This is a genomic window from Candidatus Liberibacter asiaticus, from assembly GCF_000590865.3.
In the GTDB taxonomy this organism is placed as follows: Bacteria; Pseudomonadota; Alphaproteobacteria; order Rhizobiales; family Rhizobiaceae; genus Liberibacter; species Liberibacter asiaticus.
In genome coordinates this window covers 991,539-1,010,970 of the sequence record NZ_CP010804.2, presented here as the reverse complement: position 1 = coordinate 1,010,970, position 19,432 = coordinate 991,539, and the positions used below count along the sequence as shown (strand labels likewise).

Sequence of the window (19,432 nt, the reverse complement as noted above, 5' to 3'; positions counted from 1 at the left end):
ATGAAAATCAATGTTATTCCTTATCTAATACGAAATTTTATAATAGATATATCATCTTTCTCAAACATGAGAAAGCACTGAGAATTTCCAATAATATGGAGTAAAAAAGACACATTGTCCTTTTGCAAAGAATCATAGTACAATCTATTTTTTACAATTTTAGCGCGATAAATTGCGAATTTTAGCTGATAATATCAAAAAAATTCCTGAATAAAAAGACATATCGCCTTGATATTAATGTAAAAAATTAATTTTACAATTTTATTAATAAAAATAACTTTTATGTCAGCATATTTATTAGTAAAATAACTAAATGTTTATTATTACAAGTGTAAGATGTATTCAGACAGTGCAAGGATGTTAGCAAGAGATGTTTTGGATTGCAAAAAAATTTTTTTGGATATCAGTGTTATTAATCGTTCTGTCTAATGTATATGCGCAACCTTTTTTGGAAGAGACGGAAAAAGGTAAGAAAACCGAAATCACGGATTTTATGACTGCCACAAGTGGTACTGTGGGTTATGCGAGCAATCTTTGTAATGCAAAACCAGAAATATGTCTTTTGTGGAAAAAGATTATGCGTAATGTTAAAAGACATACCTTAAATGGAGCCAAGATTGTATATGGTTTTGCGAAATCGGCTCTTGAGAAAAATGAAAGAGAGAGTGTAGCTATACATTCCAAGAATGAATATCCACCTCCTTTGCCGTCGCATCATTAGTCTAAACACAAACGATTTTTGGAACGAGAATAACAACCATTTGGAAGCTAGTAGTAGTAGTATTTCAAAAATACGCGTGTGCAGTGTAATATCACATAAGAGTGGCGTGCAATCTAAAAACTCATGATTCGCCTTCACAAGGTCGGTGCACATTCGGTATAATTTTACCTTTTTGTTGATTTTACCATGGTTTTAGACAGGATAACTCGATTCTTTATTATCGTATGAGTTATCTTAAATATGAAGGGAATATCCGTGAAAAAAAGAACATTTACTCAAACGAATCCTCCTTATTCAACTATTGCAGTCGCCAATTTTTTCATAGATAAAGGAGTGAAATATTCCATACCAATAGATCATCTCAAAATACAACAGTTCATTTATTTAACACACTGCGATGTTGTACTACAAAAAAAGAAATCAATGCTAGACGAAGAACCACAAGCATGGAAACAGGGACCTGTATTCGTTGGCGTTTATCATCGATTCAAGTACTTCGATAGTCATCCAATCGAAGTTATAATGGATTTGTCTTTTCGAATATTTCCTAAAATTGCTAACCAAGAGATTGGTGAAATTATGGAATCAATTTGGAATAAATACCAATCGCATTCAACCGAACAGTTGCAAGAGATCGTGCAAGAAGAAAATAAAACATGGCGCCGATTGTATGATCCCAATGATCCCAACACTAATAGAACAATAACAGTGGAAGAAATCACAAAAATGGCAGATGGTAGTAATATTTCCCCAGAAAATGTTGTGGAACAGATCAAGAAACCAGTTCGATTCGATTCAGACAGTGAATTTGCAACGCTGGAATCACAATTGGTAAAAGGGTTCAAATCAATGCCACCGCAATTAACAAAGGAATTTCAAGAAGCACAGGTGCAAATTAAAAAAGATAGTGCTATCGCAAGATCCATCCAAGAGAGTAATATTATGCGTTTTGCGTATTCCAACAGATCTTTTTGGGTAACGATAGTATGGATTACGATAATAGTTGCTTTCTTGCTAACCCAAATTATCAATTCTAATGTTTTTGCGCAGTTGTGTGAAAGCAAATACATTGCGACTGTTGTTTCTCTTTCCGCCATCATCTGTGGATTTTGGGCTATAGTAGGAAAGGGATTATTTGGTGTTCACAACGATACGCAACCTTAAAAATCGATAATCTGTGGGCTGCTATTCCCTATGCACTTTAAACCATTAAAGATATTGGTTTATTCAACATAATCATAGAAATATCTCCTTATGTCATCCATAATATAGCATAAGTAAACGAGATCCTTGCATGTTGCTAATAATGAATAAAAAATACTTCAGCATGGTGCTTAAAGATTTTTTTAGGGGATTTGTTTTTTATAATCGTAATGATTGGTTCTCTGCCATAAAATTTACCGTCGTTGAGGATGAAATTACGATAGTTTTTTACAATTACTCGTCAATTAGTGGTAATTGCTATTGTATGTACGTATCAAAATTATCGTTTTGGCTATTACCTTGGAGAGAACATGAAAAAAATTTCCTTACGCGTTCCGGATGATTGGCATTTACATCTACGTGATGGAGAAATATTAAAAACAGTTCTTAGAGATACTGCGAAAAACTTTAGACGGGCTCTCGTTATGCCTAATATCGATCCTCCAATCATTACGGTCGATGATGCGTGTGCTTATCGCCAAAGGATTTTAAATGCACTTCCACCAGAGTATGATTTTTCTCCCTTGATGACTATATATCTCACTGAAACAACAGATCCAGATGATGTAGAAAAAGGATTTACTTCTCAATTAGTTCAAGCGATAAAACTCTATTTTGCCGGTAGTACAACAAATTCTCACCATGGTATACGTAATATTGATCGTGTGATGCCTGTATTGGAAAGGATGGAAACAATAGGAATGCCTCTATGCATTCATGGGGAAATACTGAATCAAGATATTGATATTTTCGATAGAGAATTAATGTTTATAGATAAAATCTTAGATCCTTTGCGCAACAAACTACCAAACTTAAAAATTATTCTTGAACATATAACCACTTCAAATGGCATTGACTATGTTAACAATGCTACCAATATTGCTGGTTCTATTACTGTTCATCATCTCATTATTAATAGAAATGCAATATTTCATGATGGTCTTAATCCACACTATTACTGCCTTCCGATTCCTAAACGAGAGAAACATCGCCTTTCTCTTCGTAAAGCCGCCCTTTCTGGTAATCCACGGTTTTTTCTTGGTACTGACTCTGCTCCTCACTGGGATTCTTCCAAAGAATCTTCCTGTGGTTGTGCTGGTATCTATACCGCAAGAAATGCTCTTAATTGTCTTGCACAAATCTTTGAAGAAGAAAATAAACTTGAAAATTTAGAGAGTTTCGTCAGCATCAATGGTGCAACATGGTATGGAATACCAGTTAATACAAGAAAAATATCCTTAAAACGACGTGAACAACCTATTATTTTTGATGAAAAAATTACAACCTCTACGGGATCTATCACGATTTTTAATCCAATATTTCCATTGTATTGGGAAGTAATGCTTCATGATAACCTTTGAAATTTTATAAAAAGGTTGACTCATCTCTAAGCTATCTGACATAAACATCTGTAACTTGAATAGTATAAGGATGTTAATAGGTGATTGTTAATTATTTTCCACAACAAAACATCATAGCAGAATTAGTAGCTAAAATGCTTTTTGAAATTAAAGCTGTTAATTTTTCCCCTGAAAATCCTTATCATCTCACTTCAGGAATTGTCAGTCCCCTATATATTGATTGTCGCAAACTCATCTCTTTTGTACGTGCACGTTCAATGATTATGGATCTGACAGCAAAAACTGTGTTGCGCAATATAGGTTTTGAATCCATCGATATTATTGCTGGAGGAGAAACAGCAGGAATTCCATTCGCAACACTTCTCGCTGAACGTTTAAATTTACCAATGATTTATGTCAGAAAAAAATCAAAAAAGCACGGACAAAAATCTCAAATAGAAGGACATCTTTTTAAAGGAGCGCGCGTCCTTGTTATAGAGGACTTAGTCACTTTGGGAAATTCAATGTTTGAGTTCGTCAAAGTTATTCGTGATTCTGGTGGGATAATTCAAGATGGAATTGGATTGTTTTTTTATGATATATTTCCTGAAGTTCCTGCACGTTTTCGTGAAAATAATATAAAACTCCACTATCTCGCTACGTGGAATGATATTCTAACAATCGCAGAAAAACTAAAAATTTTTAATCACGATGTCTTAGAAGAAGTGCGTTGTTTTCTTGATAATCCGATGCAATGGTCAAAAAAGAACGGTGGAATTGGAGAATAGATCAAAAAAAAATAATCCTTATATTCCATCAATGGCGAATGATAAATAGGAATATTTCCACTCTTATAAAAGGACCATAAAAAGTTTAGCCTTTATAAAGCCAATTGCTATTCTTGTTCACTGCGAATTCCTTATCCAAACTCAAGAAAAAACAATGGATATCTGAAAAATGCTTGTATTATTATTACAATATGCTAGAATGTAGGAGGACATATATATTTTTTTGTATCATTTATTTCTTAAACGCGCATTTACGCTCTTCTCTATTTTCAATAGTCTTTCGGTCATTATGGTTTACTACAAATGTTTTGTCGCCGGGAGACTATCCTTTTTTTGTGATTTCACTTGCCCTACGAACTTACCTCTATAATTTTGTACTTAATCGACATCCAGAGTATTGGTTTTACAAATATGTGAGTCGCATATCTATGTTAATTTTGGTGTAGATCTCTTTATATCTCAATTTATTATAACAACTATAAGCAATGGCAATCATTGAATTTTTTCCTCTTCCCTATACTATTTTTATTTATAAATTTTGTAAATAGTGTTCAATCATAACTCTACAAGAGAAAAATTGAGAAATAACTTCATGCCACTCCACTGATAAAAGATCTTTTCTAGTGTGTTTTTTGATATTCTTTCGAAGATAAAGACCTTCTTAAAAACCCATCATTTCTCAAAAATTTTGAAATTTCGAATCTTTCTCCAACGGATTGTTGATAAGTCTAGGGATAAATTGTTGACAAATTTGGATAAAAACCCATAAAAAAGTTTGGTAAACGAATTGTAGTAGACATAGCAACAACCATTGATTAGGGTTAAGAACATATTAGAATACTTGGTATCTCCCCTTGTAAACGACGGAAAAAAATATTAGATGAAATCAAAAAATATTCTCATTGTATCAACGTTAGTCATCTGCGTTCTATCTATTAGTAGTTGTGACCTCGGTGATTCCATTGCAAAAAAAAGAAATACAATAGGTAACACGATCAAGAAGTCCATAAATAGAGTTATACAAGAGAATAATAAACCTCGAAATATGACTATATTTAAAACAGAAGTTAAGAGAGATATACGTCGTGCTAGCAGGCTATCTTTGGAAGAGAAATCCAAAAATGCAGATAAACCTACTGTGATAGAGAATCAAGCTGATAATATCAACATTGAGGTAGAAGTCGCTACTAATCTGAACCCAAACCATCAAGCTAGTGAGATCGATATTGCAATAGAAAACCTGCCTGATTTGAAATCAAACCATCAAGCTAGTGAGATCGATATTGCAATAGAAAACCTGCCTGATTTGAAATCAAACCATCAAGCTAGTGAGATCGATATTGCAATAGAAAACCTGCCTGATCATCAAGTTGATAGAAATCATACCCTCAGCAACCTCAGAGGTGCTTGTTATCAGCCCTCTCTTGTGTCTAACTCGTCGTTAAAGCTATGGGACGTAGCATTTTAAATCACTACCAACTCTTTTTTCTCAAGAGATTTATTTTTATAAATTTTTATAGAATTCACATGATAAATGATATAGAGTGTGTACTGGGCGTTTTTGTGGTCAGATATCCCAACGTATTCTTGGAATGATCTATGATACCGTCGCACGTCGCCCCTTTCCCTTCAAAAGATATCCAAAGTAAATTGTTTTCCACTGTTTCCAAAGATCCTATCGTCTCTTGTGAAGAACGTTATTACAGAGAAAGGATCAAACATATTTCAACTATTGACGAATTCATCAAAGATAAACGCCTTTTTTCTTATGCTTTAAAAGCTTTTGGTTTATCCGATATGTCGCACGCAGAAAAATTTATAAAGAAAATACTGGAAAGCGATCTTTCTGATCCTAAAAGCTTAGTTAATCAGTTGAATAGCTTAAAATATCAATATTTTGCCCGTTCTTATGACTTTTCTCCTCCTCCTAAAGTCATTCAGAGTGATATACAGCACAAAACAATCATTCAGGACTATAAGCAATCGCATCAGCACAAGGAAGAAGTTGCTCTAGAAGAAAGCAAGTATTTTCGAAAAAATATTCATAAAATCAATTCTGTTGATCAATTGTTCAAAGATAGACGCCTTCTTGATTATGTTCTCCAATCTTTTAGTATTACCCCTAAGTATATATCCTTACCATTTTTAAAAGACGTTTTGACTCTAGGTCTCGCGAATCCAAAAAAATATTTTATAGAATCTAGAGATAATCGTTTCCGTGCAATGGCAGAAAACTTTCGTTTTCAACCAGATGGTTCTTTAAGCAAACGAGATAAAATTCTAACTGATATGCAAATAGAAAAAATTGTCAGCAACTATTTTAATAACACGATAGATTGTGTCCCCATTGTTTCTGATCAAAATTATTATAAGTTAGCCATTAATTCTGTTTCTTCATTTTCAGATTTTTTAAAAGATCCTAAGCTTTTTAAAATGCTTCAATTATCTCTTTTTCCTCTAAATCCAGAAATAACAGCAGATAAATTTCTCACGCTTATGCAAGAAAATGATCCTATAGTTTCGCAAGTGAAATATTTTTTTCAAATTAACTTCCATCGGGATAATAGTTCTAGCACAAAAATTCAACAAGATAGCCAAATTCAGAAGATGCTAGATCTTTATAAGAAGAATTGTCAAATATTACACGATGATAAAATGCAATCTTTGATAAAAGATTATCAACTACCCTTAGGTAAGATTAAATCTATCGATAATCTTTTAAGTGGCAAATGTCAGTTGGAGGGTCCTAATTCCGCGGAAGAACCCATTATAACACTGCAGTTTGCTTTGGATGCATACAACCTTAATATGCAAGATCTTGATAGAGATCAATTACGAAATGTCCTCACTAGTAATCCCTCTGATCCTGATAGTTATGCCAATAAATCAAAGGACGATCGTCTTATCAAATTAAATCACGCATTTAATTTTAATGCAGACGGTTCAATAGGACCGATTCCGATGATGCAATCAAGGCTCACCATACGTGATAATGTGAAGCATTATGCTAATCGCAAAAGAAGCATTCATGATGCAGAAAATAAATCGTTCAATTCAATGGAACAAATAAGTACGCAAAAAAGGATTAATTTAGAAATTAATTCAGAAGTAGATTATTATACTCTTAATATTAACACCATCCATTCTTTTGAAGAACTGCTTGCTAATAAAAGAATACTCAACTTTTTATTAGAATCGAAAGGTATTGATTCTCAAAAAGTAAGAGAGGATTTTTTATGCGAAATATTCAAATCTGATCTCAAAGATCCCAAAAGCTTCGCTAACACATACAAAGACAATCGATATAAAGAAATCATTTCTTCATTTAACTTCGATATCCATGGAGAATTATCTCATAAAAAGATCGGGAAAGTACAAGATAATTTTCACATTGACGATACCTGTGATCTGTATAAACATCAAATGATCGAGAAAAAAGAAGAAGAAAAAGATCCTAATATTGCTTTAGCACTTTATTTTAAACGCACTATTCCTAACATTAGAAATCATTACGAAATTCTCGGAGACAGTAAACTTTTTAAAGTTGTGTCGAAAAAACTCAAATTATCTCCTTATTTCGCTGTTTTACCCGAAAGAAAAAAGATTCGCATATTAAAAAAACACATTAAGATTAACGATTTTAAAGATTCCAAAAAAGTAGAAGATTTTCTCTATGCTGCCAAGGCGATGGATCACCAATCCATTGACTATAAAAAAGCCTTATTTTCCTCTCCTAACCAAAATAAAGATCCTTGGAATAATTCATTTGATGATCCCCAAAACAATGTTTCTTTACAGTTATCTCCTCAGAAAAAATCAAATGGACGCTTTTCTATACTAAATTTGTTTTAGTCCAAGAAAGAAACGACCTTCTTTTCCATCTTGCAAACAACAAATTAACATTATGTTAGAAGCGTCCGTGTTTGCTCGGAATTCTATGTTCAGAAAAGTCGCATGCGAACGCAAGCGTGTTTATAAGTCATGTGTGGAACAAAACGAAGTCTTGCTGACGTTATTGCCATTTCCTTTAACAGCCCAGATGTTATCTATAATAGATTGCATTTATAAATAGCAGTCCATTTAAAATAGTTTTGATACCTCACTTAAGGCACGAAGAATTTTTTGACAGTCCTCTCTTGTTGCATAAACAACAGAGCTGAGACGCATATCCTCCATACAGGTAATAATGGAGATGTGATTTGGAAGGTCGATTACAGTATCACTTAGATCGGACATATGCAGTTGGTGTTTGTATTTATAGGCAGACCAACATTGTATACGGATACTTCGTGGAGAATCAAGAACGCCAATGGGAATAGTGATATCAAATTTAGCATCGTGTTCCCCAATGGAAGAATGGATTATTACATCTTCACTCATTGTTTCTTCCCCCTTGTTATCCATTCTCATTGTTTTATAAGTTTACAGGCTTTTGTGCAAGATCGCATATTTGGCGATAAAATGTCTCATGGATTGATATCGCTAGCCAATATCTTACTTGAAATCATCTCAAAAAGGCTCTTTGCATTGACTTTAAAGCCTTATCCGGTAAACCCATGATAGATTCTATTCATGAACTATTCTTCATAGTATCTTTGGAAAAGTCAATAATATTGGAATTCCTCTTAAGTAATTACATTTACCCAAGAGACATAAAATTTATTAATCATATTAAAAATATAAAACAGTGAGAGAAAAATTTTAATATTGGCAATAATATCACGCGCTTTTAGAAAGAATATGCACAATCAACAAGAAATCATTATACAACAAAAACTAAAATATTGATAGGAGTGGTGCGGTATGAATCATACATATAAACCAATGAATAAATAGACATAGAAAGGATGATATTCGGTCACTTTAGAAACATAGCAGTAGTAAGCCATCTTCATGAATCAAGTTAAGCAGCGTATAGAAACAGCTACTAATGCATGCGCTAGTTTCCTAAAGTTCATGGCAAAAACTATATAATGAAATACCAAACTAGCGCATGAAGTAACTAAAGGACTGCTGACGATTTTTATTAGAAAGGCGACAACTTTAAAGTGTGTTATAACTCTTATGGCGGAAGGAGTAGGATTCGAACCCACGGATAGTTGCCCATCTCTGGTTTTCAAGACCAGTGCCTTAAACCGCTCGGCCATCCTTCCTAAAATATTTTTTGCAAGCATATCAAAAAAATATGGAACCATTGTAACACTTTAATAGATTATCATGCAAGTATATACAACATTATATATTTATCTATAAAATAATGTTTAATGTTATAGAAAAATAACGATTAATTATAATGTAAAATCAAGCATTTAAATTTTCTTTATTCTCTCAACCTCCCTGCAAAACCATCATTGATTTAACGGTGCTTTTTTATATATTCCCAGCACCCTTTTTCATACTAAGGATTACCCATGACAATGGTTTACAATCTGCTGATGACAAAAATGCATACAATGAATCCTAACATAAGACTTCAAGACACATAAAATCCCTAAGAATATTGTTTATATTTTCCGGTCTTTTGAATGAAGAATTAAATGGCACGCTTGTCCTTTGATAAACTTATATTCCCTTAATATTTGCAACGTGATTTTATTTTATTATCAATGAGATCACCCGAAAAAAAATAATAGGTAAAAATTATTTTATTTTCTTAAATTCCTCGCGAAAACTTACCGCCTCTAGCTATCGACCACAGTAATTGTAAACTGACTAAACCAATTAGTTATAACATTACGTGCAAGACTTTTGGCTATAGGCATGACATTCTCGTCAGAATTAATTTCATAATATTTAGATGGATCACTTGCACATTGTCTTAAAGTATATCGCGTATCTTGATCCGGAGAAAATCCTACAGAAAATATGGTAATTGCATCTCTTCCAGTTCTATGACGCTTATGCATGTAATGGCAGTCTTGCAGAACCTTTTCTATTTTTTCTTTCTCTACTGAACTTCGAGATAGCTGATTTCCTATCGCAAGCATCAACATATATTTATTCTGACTTGCTCCATGAGGAAAGCAATGATTGGTATTAGTCAATACCTGCCCATCTCCAAATTGATTGGAAGTCATGTCAAATACGTTCTTGATAAATGAATAAGGAAAATGATCCCATGTAGCATAGTAAGGATCCTTATAATATTCGCGCGTAGTCGTCTTGTTATCCACGCTATACGTCAAGGTTCCGACTGCCCAATAAAGAATAGAAGAATAATGATAAGGAGCCATACAGAAATTTTTATAAGGAATTTGTGAGAGAAAATTTTTCACAAGCGTATTTCTATTAAGATACTGCTGATAATAATGAGAATACTCCAAATACTTTGGAGGATGTACTTTTGAGTCTGCAACCTTTCCTCTTGAAGCTAGCCAATAGCCATCCCATGCAAAAGGCATAATCATTAAACCAATATTTTGTTTATACATAACTTTTTTTCGACGAGAAATATCAACTTTACCCTTCGATTGCGAAAACATCTGCAAAAGAGATCCTCGCAATTGAACCGTTGTCGAAAGGGCGATGTCGACAGTAAATTGTAAAGGCAAAGAATTAACATTTTTCGTTAAAATAACAGCATCTTTAACGATTGATTCTATACTCCCAATATTTGAAAGATCTCTGGAATTATAAGTATTTAAAGCCTTTTCAATTTGATGTCTTATAAAATTATCTCTACCCGCTTCCCTTAAATCATATAAATTTTTTGGAGAAGTGCGATAAATAACATGATCCAAGACCTCTTGAAGCAAAGCTGTTTTCTGCATCACCGTCACCTGATCTACCACAACATCTACTATGGCGACAAAAGAAGACAATAAAATAGCTGTAATAACTAAAAAAACACCACGCGTGCACTTTTTTAGACGCAAAACGCCTAATAAAAAATTCTTATTTTGAAACATATAATACTCGAAATATAGTTGATAAAATATATTAATGAAAATAAATAATAAAAATGGATATCAATAATTTGTTAGTAAAATACAATATACCTTGTAAAATATTTATCAACCGATTCAAATATATTTCTTAAAAAATGTACCAATATATAACAATACATCATGCGAGATGAATCACTGCATCTCAATTTTGGTATTGATGTCATCAACCAAATTAAAATCGAAAACCCCCATCTTTGGACAAAAGAGTTCCAACAAAAAAGTCGCACCATGCTCCATGAAGCTACCCTCCTCGAAATCGCCTATGCACATGAAACAATGCCAAAAGGGTTCGTGGGGTTAAATGCTCCCTCATGTGAACAATATATGCAGTTCATCGCCAATCGTCGTTGTCACCAAATCGGTTTAGAACCTTTGTTCAAATATACAGAAAACCCTTTCCCTTGGATGAGTGAAGTAATAGATTTGAAAAAGGAAAAAAACTTCTTCGAAACTCGGGTCACAGAATATCAACAAGGAGCAGAGTTGAAATGGGATTAAGCCATCAAAATCATCCTAAAAAACTTGAAATGAAATTGTAATCTTTCAACTATAATTCTACAAAAAATTTTTTTAACTAAAATACAATGTAATTACTGACTAAATTCAATTAATAATATATTTTTTTCTATTTAAAAGTACTTCTTTTAGCGAGTTACTAGTTACTGACGGAAGGATTTATTTAATGGATATCAAGGGATTAATAGTGGCTTCTCTAATATCATCAACCGTTATAATGAGTGGGTGTTCCGAGACTTTAGATCCGGAGAATGGAATAAGAGAACTAGAAGCGAGAATGAAGCAAGAGCGAAAAAAAGCTGATCAACCCATCGGAGGAGGAAAAACAGGGGGAAACCTTACCAAAAGGTGGTGGCAGAAAGATATCTTTAGACAGTAATAACCTGTCAACTGAACTTAGATCACAAAATTTTTTAAGAAAATAAAAATTTCCTGAAACCATGGTTTTCATAATGCAATCTATGCAAAACTGTTTGTCCTCAACATAACTGTAAATTCTTTATTTAGCTAGCTGGGTAATGTTGTTACATTCTTGATTGCCTATTGCACCAGTCGCACGTAAAACACTCCGAAGGGTATCTCATAACTTGTATAACCCTTGAATTATAAAAGAAGTTCGTGTCGAAGAGCATATTGGATGGATTTTTTTCCAACAAATCTCGCATGAGTACACTGCATCTCTTTATTTTGATAAAAGTGATTCTTTTTCATTCTATGACTGGATATTATATTGATAATCCGTTATTTTGCTCAGAGAAGAGATGATAAAAACGGTCGAGTTTAAAGGAAAGAGTATATCGCTAATGCCTTCGGATATAAAGTTGACATTCCCTGATGGTTCAATCAAGAATTTCCCTGTTCATGCAACAGGATCTGATGTCGCCGAATCTATTTCCAGATCTCTTGCAAAAAAAGCAGTTGCTGTTGCAATTAATGGCAAAGTCTGCGATTTGTCTGATCCAGTGCGAGAAGGATCGATTGAAATCATCACCCCTGAAGATCCTAGATCTTTAGCTGTCATTCGCCATAGTTGTGCCCATATTATGGCTGAAGCAGTACAAAGTATTTGGCCAGAGGTCCAAGTGGCAATTGGACCAATAATAGAAGATGGTTTCTATTATGATTTTGATAAAGAACAACCTTTTAGTTCAGATGAACTTGCGCAAATAGAAAAGAAGATGCAAGAGATTATTGCAAGAGATTCCCCTTTTCTCAAACAATATTTATCGCATGAGAAAGCAAGGGAACTTTTTGAGTCTAAAAAAGAAGCCTATAAAGTAGAAATTTTAGAAAGCATTCCTGCCAAAGAGAATGTCACCCTCTATCGTCAGGGAGAATGGTTTGATCTGTGTCGGGGACCACATGTACGATCAACAGGACAAGTAAAAAAATTTTTCAAATTAATGAAGGTAGCTGGTGCTTATTGGCGCGGAGATAGCAATCGTCCGATGTTATCACGTATCTATGGAACCGCTTGGAATACTCAACAAGAACTGACACAATATTTATATTTTCTTGAAGAATCTGAGAAGCGAGATCACAGAAAGCTTGCACGTGAAATGGATCTTTTTCACATTGCAGAAGATGGATCAGGAGTAATTTTTTGGCATCGCAAAGGCTGGAAAATATTCCAAACCCTTATTTCCTACATGCGTAGGAAAATCAAAGATGATTATGAGGAAATCAATACTCCACAAGTATTGGACCAACATTTATGGCAACAATCAGGACATTGGGATTCGTATCGTGCTAATATGTTTGCAGTCAAATGTGCCGACGACACGATAAAAGATCTTCGGACATTTGCTCTCAAACCTATGAACTGTCCTGGCCATGTCGCTGTCTTTAATCATGGATTAAAGTCTTATCGCGAACTTCCTGTCCGTTTAGCTGAATTTGGATCTGTATACCGCAACGAACCTTCTGGTTCGCTGCATGGACTAATGCGTGTTCGTGGGTTTACGCAGGATGATGCACACGTGTTCTGCACTAAAGAACAAATGTTTAATGAGTGTCTTAAAATTCATAATCTCATTATATCAATTTACAAAGATTTTGGGTTTGAAAAGATTATGGTCAAACTTTCTACGCGCCCAGAAAAACGTGTCGGATCTGATGCATTATGGGACGATGCAGAAAATATTATGAAAGGTGTTCTTGATACTATTAAAAATTCATCCCAGGACAGGATTAATACTGGAGTTCTTCTAGGTGAAGGAGCATTTTATGGTCCCAAATTTGAATATATCCTGAAAGATGCTATTGGTCGTGATTGGCAATGTGGGACGATACAAGTTGATTTTAACCTTCCTAGTCGTTTCAATGCATTTTACGTTAACTCTCACTCTGAAAAGTGCCATCCTGTGATGATTCATCGTGCAGTATTTGGTTCAATTGAACGCTTTATCGGTATCATGATTGAAAATTTTAAAGGAAATCTTCCATTATGGCTTTCTCCGATACAAGCAATCGTTACAACAATCACCTCTTCTGCGGTTGAGTATGCACAAGAAATTGCGAATCTTTTGAAAAGTCATCATTTATCCATCGAAACAGATTTTCGAAATGAAACAATAAATTACAAGATTCGAGAACATTCTATTAAAAAAATTCCTATTATCATAATTTGTGGCGATAAAGAAGCCAGTGAACGTTCTATAGGAATTCGTCGTTTTGGATCCACTACCACCCAAAAAGTCAGTCTCTTAGATGCCATACCAATACTAACGAAGGAATCTCTCCCTCCCGATTGTCAAAAATAATAAAAAGCGTCATTATAACGTGTGCTTTTTAATCGATACGTCTGTTTTTCGGTTATCTATGATTTTTTAAAGATTAGCGTTCGTTTAAAGCTAAAAAACAGCCGTGATACAAGGAACAGAGCGATAAAATCATGTTCTCCATGATATAAATAAGTAGCCCCTCTTCCCTGTGCATATTTAATTTGATTTTGATGAGGTCTCTGAAATCCTCAGTGTTTATGCCTATCATTTTTAACATCTATGAGAATAAATTCATCTTCTGAGCTTTTAATTACCACAAAAGCCTTATATGCAAGTTTCGATTCAATCCCTCTGTTTATACCGAGAGAACCCTCTTTTTAAAAAAATCTTTGTATTTACGGAGTAGCTCGAATAGCTCCGACAATTCAATTATAACCCTCTTTACAGACAAAAGACATAACTTGGACAAAATATTAAAGGATCTTCCGTATTTTTCACATCATGGCATCCATAGCTCTCAGAGTTTACAATCTCTTTTTTAAGCTCTTTCTTAATAATTTTAATAAGTCTGAAGAGTGTAAAAAACATCATAATTATATCCAATCAATTGCCAGTGCCGTATATACAATTAAAAGTTTTTCTTTTAATATAATACTACTTTTTATTGACATTGTTTATTCCTAATGTTAGCTTCCTTAAGGTGGTATTATTTTTTAATTACATCCTTGCGTATATATTAGATTGCAAGTTAATGTATCCTTCTTCTATCGATCAAGAATCGATGCTATGTTCCAACTAATGAGAACTGTCCTCTGGAGGTGCGTTCACTTCCAAAATGGTATTTCAAGGGACGTTCTGTGTTAAATCTTAAGAATTGATATGTCCATCGAAGGTGGAGTGTCGACATAATTAAAGGATGTAAGTGAGAAGCTACTATTGGAATACAAGCGAATTCATGTGTGCACCAACATAAACGTATAATGATCGGCAAGTAGTTATTTTGTAACTGTTTTTCCTGCTTATTGTTTATATCCTCAACAAAAAAAAAGAATTTTCACCTAAATTAAAAGACAAAAAATGGGATTGAAAAAAGGAGAAGATCATAATTATGATAAGGAAATATGTTTTAGCTCTTGTTTTCTTTTTGGTCCCTTGTACAGCAAGCGTTGCTCAAAAAGTTAGACTTGTGTCGTGGAATATCAATACTCTGTCTGAACAGGAAGGAGTCTCTCTTTGGAAAAATTCAGTTAAGAGGACAACGAGCGACTATACTTTGTTACGGCAGTACGCCAAAAATTTAGATGCTGATATTGTTTTTCTACAAGAAATGGGAAGCTATAATGCTGTTGCAAAGGTATTCCCTAAAAATACATGGTGTATTTTCTATTCTACAGAGCGTTTAATCAATCATTCTAAACGTGATAGTAATAATGATATTCACACAGCAATTGCTGTCAGAAAAAAAAACGTTCGTGTTCTTCAACAATCTTATCCTTTGCTAGGAGCAAAGGATTCGTTCTCAAGAGCGGGAAATCGTCGGGCTGTTGAGCTTTTGGTTGAAATAAATGGCAAAAAAATATGGGTTCTTGATATTCATCTGAAGTCCTTTTGTTTCTTAGATAGTCTAGAAAATACTTATAGTCCCAGCTGTTCTTTGCTTAGTCAACAGGCTCAATGGCTTAAAGACTGGATTACTCAAAAGAAAGAATCCCTTGTTCCTTTTGTTATTGCAGGAGATTTCAATAGGAAAATAAACTACTTAGGGAACAACGATGACTTTTGGAAGACAATAGATCCCAACGATTCATTAATCCGTTTTCCTAAAGAGAAAGATTCTCGATGCAATGCAAATAAAAATCTACGGAATAAAATCCCAATTGACTACTTTGTGATGGATCAAAATGCCTATAAATTTTTAATCCAAGAGAGTTTTTCTGAAATTTTGTACAATGAGGATGATATTAAATCCAGAGGAAAGCGATTAAGTGATCATTGTCCTATCAGCATCGATTATGATTTTTGAGGAAAAATATCGTGGTAAAAAAAATATGGGAAGTATTATCTTGCAATGAAATACAAGGAAAGACGCATGAATACTATGCATGCGTCGTCTTAGAGCAATACAAACATTTCTAGTTGATATACAAGAGATATATTCTGATGCAAGTTAAATATCTTGTATAGAGGCATATCATAGATTGTTTATATGCCCTTGCGATAGTCTTACTCGATCAAAGAATAATATTTTGATAGCCACTCTCATCAAAGAAATGTGCTCGAAAAAAAAACCCTACTCCCTCATCTAGAACGTTTGAAATATTGGATAACCCTACGTCCCATAGATACTGATGCTACAAAGATCCAAAACGTTATAAAGAAACTTAATATACTCCATACAAAAGCCAATATAATCGAATGAGGATTAGTATAATGTTCGACAGAAAATATTGTCTGTAAAGAATAAAAAAATTGATAATTTAGTAGAATCGCTGTTAATACATACTTACGCCTGATAAAAAAATATTCCCACCGATCCACAATCCAACAAGCAATAAGCCCTATAAAAACACACCATAACAACAAAATACAAGTAAAAACGAAAGCAAAAAATATCATTTCCATCATCTTTAATTTCTCCCGTTCAATCGCCATAAGCCTCAATACTTAATATAATACAACAACCTTAACTCACAATTATTAGAAGAAAATTTTATCATTTTATAAAACAATAGATTAACTGAGGCACCTATTTCGTTTTTGTCGAAATATAATTTGGGTAAATGACTATTTCATCGCCAAGCTTGTCCGATTATTTGAAAATCGAACACTATATGTTGCATAGTTTCATCGAAGGGCCAACAAAGGCGATAGTTATCATCTGGCTCTCGATTTTTTCAATGCCGTCTGGGAGCATTGAATATCGTGATACCCTAGATGAAAGAGTGGCTAACTCAGGACTGTATATGATTGTCAAAAAGGCTTTGGTTCGATCAAAAAAAAGGAAAATTGCTGTCCCTTCTAGGCAGGTAACAGATCTTTACAAAGAAACGCTTTTCCCTTAACGGTAGTTTTATAGTGTTTCAGAACTATCATTCCTTTCGATCGATTACTCTGACTTCTTCTAATGCGACATCAACTTGCATAGCGTTCACTTCTACTTATTTCATCATTGTACCATTCTTAATTCATACTGTTTATTCTGGCAGTCTGATGTTATGGATTGACCAATTGCTTAAAATATTGCGCTGGATGCACGTGTAGATGAAAATGAAATTATTGATGCCATCCCGATGGCTTACGTACTAGCAATACGCCACATTCCATATGGCGTGTATAGGGAAACTGATCAAACAATGCTAACCGTTCGATAGTGTGGGTAGTCGACAGTATAGATAGATCGCGACACAAAGAATCGGGATTACAGGAAATATACAGGATATGTGGATATGCCTGCACCATGCCGACCGTCGCATCGTCTAGACCACTGCGTGGCGGATCTACAAAAATCGTTTTAAAACGGTAGCTGTGTATATCAATATCCTTGAGGCGGTTAAACTCACGTTCTCGCCGCATCGCCTGGGTAAATTCCTTAGAAGACATTCGAACTATCTTCACGTTATTGACATGATTCGCAGCGATGTTATAGCGCGCAGCTTCCACCGACGGCTTGGCAATTTCGACTGCAAGCACTCGGTCGAAATGACGCGCCAGCACCAGCGAAAAATTGCCGTTGCCACAGTAAAGCTCCAGCAAATCCCCTTGTATACCTTTGGTAGCTGCAAGCACCCATTCCAGCATGTGTACATTGATTCCAGCATTGGGCTGAGTAAAGCTGTTCTCGATTTGACGATAAATAAGCGTGCGACCAGCGACAGTCAAACGCTCGTCGACATAATCCCGATCTAAACAGATTTTAGTCTTATTAGCACGCCCGATAAGCTGAATTTGATATTTACGGGCGTGTAATGCGTCACGCAGGCGTATAGCACACTCGCGCCAAGCATCATCCAATAGGCGGTGATATATGAGCGTAACGATTGCCTGATCGCTTTGCGACGTAAGATAATCTATTTGAAATAACTTAGCACGCAATAGCGGTTCTAGGCGTATGGTCGCCATCATTTCGATCATGAGTGCATTGATGAGTAGACTACCAGGCATAAAATAATCGATGCGCATCCGTTCTTTGGTCTGCTGATCGAACATGATGTGATAGAGATCATCTCCATCATGCCAGATGTGAAATTCGGCACGCATGCGATAATGTATGGGTTCTGAACGGAAAATCTGCAGATTAGGCACCTGAAATGCCAGCATCATCTGCCGTAGACGGTCTACTTTTTCTGCTAACTGCTGTTCATACTGGTCGATGAGTAACGTCCCTGACATCATAATCGTTTCCTGTTCATTAGGCCGTAATAACCGATTTTGTCCGTAATTGTAAGAAATAAACCGTTAATGTCCAGTTTTGTTGCCTATATATAGGATTAGGATTATTGCTCAGCCATAACACTGCCATTTTTCCACCATTATCTTTAGATTCCGCCACTAAAAAGTGGAATCTACCACCCAATAAATCTGCCAATACCAACATCTATTATTTTAGATAGTTAATTAAGAAAAATACGCACTTTTTACTAAGTGTAGTTCAGAAAATTGCTTCCGTATCTATATTGATCTAAAAAATAAGGACTACATACAGCCTGAGATTAAAAAAATGACCACTTCATCGAACCCAAAAGATTGTGTATAAAAAATCAAGCAGTACTGACCAAAAAAGTAGATGATAAAAATCAAGCCAATGCTCGATGTGCTGACTTGATTGAAAGCTTTGCACTTGTTATCCTTTGGAGCATTTTTAAAAAATTGAAAAACCATTGAAGATTAAAATCAGTATCAAAGATATTGTGCCTACAAGCTCCTTATTAGTATCTTCTTGTCCATCGGTATCGAGCCAGGGCATCACTTTTAACCTTAAGAAATCCAATGGATTCTGCTAATTCTCAGATATTCTACAAGTTAAATAAATTATCTCTCTCAAGGTAAACGCACTTCTGATGGATACACGCCGGTTGCATTGTGCTCTCGTACCTTATCAAAGAATCTCCTTTTTTCATCTTCTATGAAAAGATCTTTTTGTGCATTTCCTTTTTACGATTAATAGACCGATTAATCATTTTGAACTAGAATGCTA

General features: G+C 34.5%; 13 protein-coding genes, 1 tRNA gene and 1 pseudogene. 11 read left to right on the top strand and 4 right to left on the bottom strand.

The features are described 5' to 3' along the window. Positions 1-370: 370 nt before the first annotated feature. The 6 genes from CD16_RS04555 (at position 371) to CD16_RS04530 (ending at position 7,904) form a co-directional block, all read left to right on the top strand. On the top strand, positions 371-721 hold the full coding sequence (locus CD16_RS04555) for a DUF5330 domain-containing protein (RefSeq protein WP_015452848.1): 351 nt from the start codon (positions 371-373) through the stop codon (positions 719-721). A gap of 255 nt (positions 722-976) precedes the next feature. Then, positions 977-1,885 (top strand): Panacea domain-containing protein, encoded by a 909-nt coding sequence (locus CD16_RS04550; RefSeq protein WP_015452847.1) that lies wholly within the window; start codon positions 977-979, stop codon positions 1,883-1,885. Positions 1,886-2,235: 350 nt separating this feature from the next. Beyond that, the gene (gene pyrC, locus CD16_RS04545) at positions 2,236-3,285 is read left to right on the top strand and encodes a dihydroorotase (RefSeq protein ID WP_015452846.1); all 1,050 of its coding nucleotides are present in this window, start codon (positions 2,236-2,238) and stop codon (positions 3,283-3,285) included. Positions 3,286-3,419: 134 nt separating this feature from the next. After that, entirely contained in the window at positions 3,420-4,052 is a 633-nt protein-coding gene (locus CD16_RS04540; protein WP_207190562.1) for an orotate phosphoribosyltransferase, read from the top strand. Between the two features lie 880 nt (positions 4,053-4,932). Then, positions 4,933-5,520, top strand: coding sequence for a hypothetical protein (locus tag CD16_RS04535; protein ID WP_015824958.1), 588 nt, complete (start codon positions 4,933-4,935; stop codon positions 5,518-5,520). 131 nt (positions 5,521-5,651) lie between these two features. Beyond that, the gene (locus CD16_RS04530; RefSeq protein WP_015452843.1) at positions 5,652-7,904 is read left to right on the top strand and encodes a DUF1217 domain-containing protein; all 2,253 of its coding nucleotides are present in this window, start codon (positions 5,652-5,654) and stop codon (positions 7,902-7,904) included. A gap of 228 nt (positions 7,905-8,132) precedes the next feature. Here the strand turns inward: CD16_RS04530 and CD16_RS04525 are convergent, their stop codons facing one another. The 3 genes from CD16_RS04525 to CD16_RS04515 all read right to left on the bottom strand — a co-directional run bounded on the left by CD16_RS04525 (position 8,133) and on the right by CD16_RS04515 (position 10,960). Then, positions 8,133-8,432 (bottom strand): hypothetical protein, encoded by a 300-nt coding sequence (locus CD16_RS04525; protein WP_015452842.1) that lies wholly within the window; start codon positions 8,430-8,432, stop codon positions 8,133-8,135. A gap of 685 nt (positions 8,433-9,117) precedes the next feature. Beyond that, a tRNA-Ser gene (locus CD16_RS04520) sits at positions 9,118-9,205 on the bottom strand. A 528-nt stretch (positions 9,206-9,733) separates the two neighbouring features. Then, positions 9,734-10,960: a CLIBASIA_04065 family virulence factor gene (locus CD16_RS04515; RefSeq protein WP_015452745.1), complete on the bottom strand. Its 1,227-nt coding sequence runs from the start codon at positions 10,958-10,960 to the stop codon at positions 9,734-9,736. Positions 10,961-11,110: 150 nt separating this feature from the next. On the opposite strand from CD16_RS04515, the pseudogene CD16_RS04510 reads away from it, so the two are divergent. From CD16_RS04510 to CD16_RS04485, 5 genes and pseudogenes are all read left to right on the top strand, one after another. Then, a pseudogene (locus CD16_RS04510) lies at positions 11,111-11,497 on the top strand (ribonucleotide-diphosphate reductase subunit beta); the annotation flags it as partial. A gap of 184 nt (positions 11,498-11,681) precedes the next feature. Then, the gene (locus tag CD16_RS04505; protein ID WP_015452839.1) at positions 11,682-11,894 is read left to right on the top strand and encodes a hypothetical protein; all 213 of its coding nucleotides are present in this window, start codon (positions 11,682-11,684) and stop codon (positions 11,892-11,894) included. Positions 11,895-12,318: 424 nt separating this feature from the next. Beyond that, positions 12,319-14,277: a threonine--tRNA ligase gene (gene thrS / locus CD16_RS04500; RefSeq protein WP_015452838.1), complete on the top strand. Its 1,959-nt coding sequence runs from the start codon at positions 12,319-12,321 to the stop codon at positions 14,275-14,277. Positions 14,278-15,346: 1,069 nt separating this feature from the next. Continuing rightward, a complete protein-coding gene (locus tag CD16_RS04495) occupies positions 15,347-16,261 on the top strand; it encodes an endonuclease/exonuclease/phosphatase family protein (protein WP_015452837.1) in 915 nt (304 codons plus the stop codon). Positions 16,262-17,018: 757 nt separating this feature from the next. Further along, a complete protein-coding gene (locus CD16_RS04485; protein ID WP_015824955.1) occupies positions 17,019-17,300 on the top strand; it encodes a hypothetical protein in 282 nt (93 codons plus the stop codon). A gap of 211 nt (positions 17,301-17,511) precedes the next feature. Here the strand turns inward: CD16_RS04485 and trmA are convergent, their stop codons facing one another. Beyond that, on the bottom strand, positions 17,512-18,630 hold the full coding sequence (gene trmA / locus CD16_RS04480; RefSeq protein ID WP_040055315.1) for a tRNA (uridine(54)-C5)-methyltransferase TrmA: 1,119 nt from the start codon (positions 18,628-18,630) through the stop codon (positions 17,512-17,514). Positions 18,631-19,432: the final 802 nt, after the last annotated feature.

Excerpts from the sequence above, each read along its gene's own strand:
- CD16_RS04555 (WP_015452848.1), top strand. The coding sequence starts at position 371 with ATGTTTTGGATTGCAAAAAAATTTTTTTGGATATCAGTGTTATTAATC.
- pyrC (WP_015452846.1), top strand. The coding sequence starts at position 2,236 with ATGAAAAAAATTTCCTTACGCGTTCCGGATGATTGGCATTTACATCTA.
- CD16_RS04540 (WP_207190562.1), top strand. The coding sequence starts at position 3,420 with ATGCTTTTTGAAATTAAAGCTGTTAATTTTTCCCCTGAAAATCCTTAT.
- CD16_RS04535 (WP_015824958.1), top strand. The coding sequence starts at position 4,933 with ATGAAATCAAAAAATATTCTCATTGTATCAACGTTAGTCATCTGCGTT.
- CD16_RS04530 (WP_015452843.1), top strand. The coding sequence starts at position 5,652 with ATGATACCGTCGCACGTCGCCCCTTTCCCTTCAAAAGATATCCAAAGT.
- CD16_RS04525 (WP_015452842.1), bottom strand. The coding sequence starts at position 8,432 with ATGAGTGAAGATGTAATAATCCATTCTTCCATTGGGGAACACGATGCT.
- CD16_RS04515 (WP_015452745.1), bottom strand. The coding sequence starts at position 10,960 with ATGTTTCAAAATAAGAATTTTTTATTAGGCGTTTTGCGTCTAAAAAAG.
- CD16_RS04505 (WP_015452839.1), top strand. The coding sequence starts at position 11,682 with ATGGATATCAAGGGATTAATAGTGGCTTCTCTAATATCATCAACCGTT.
- thrS (WP_015452838.1), top strand. The coding sequence starts at position 12,319 with ATGCCTTCGGATATAAAGTTGACATTCCCTGATGGTTCAATCAAGAAT.
- CD16_RS04495 (WP_015452837.1), top strand. The coding sequence starts at position 15,347 with ATGATAAGGAAATATGTTTTAGCTCTTGTTTTCTTTTTGGTCCCTTGT.
- CD16_RS04485 (WP_015824955.1), top strand. The coding sequence starts at position 17,019 with ATGACTATTTCATCGCCAAGCTTGTCCGATTATTTGAAAATCGAACAC.
- trmA (WP_040055315.1), bottom strand. The coding sequence starts at position 18,630 with ATGATGTCAGGGACGTTACTCATCGACCAGTATGAACAGCAGTTAGCA.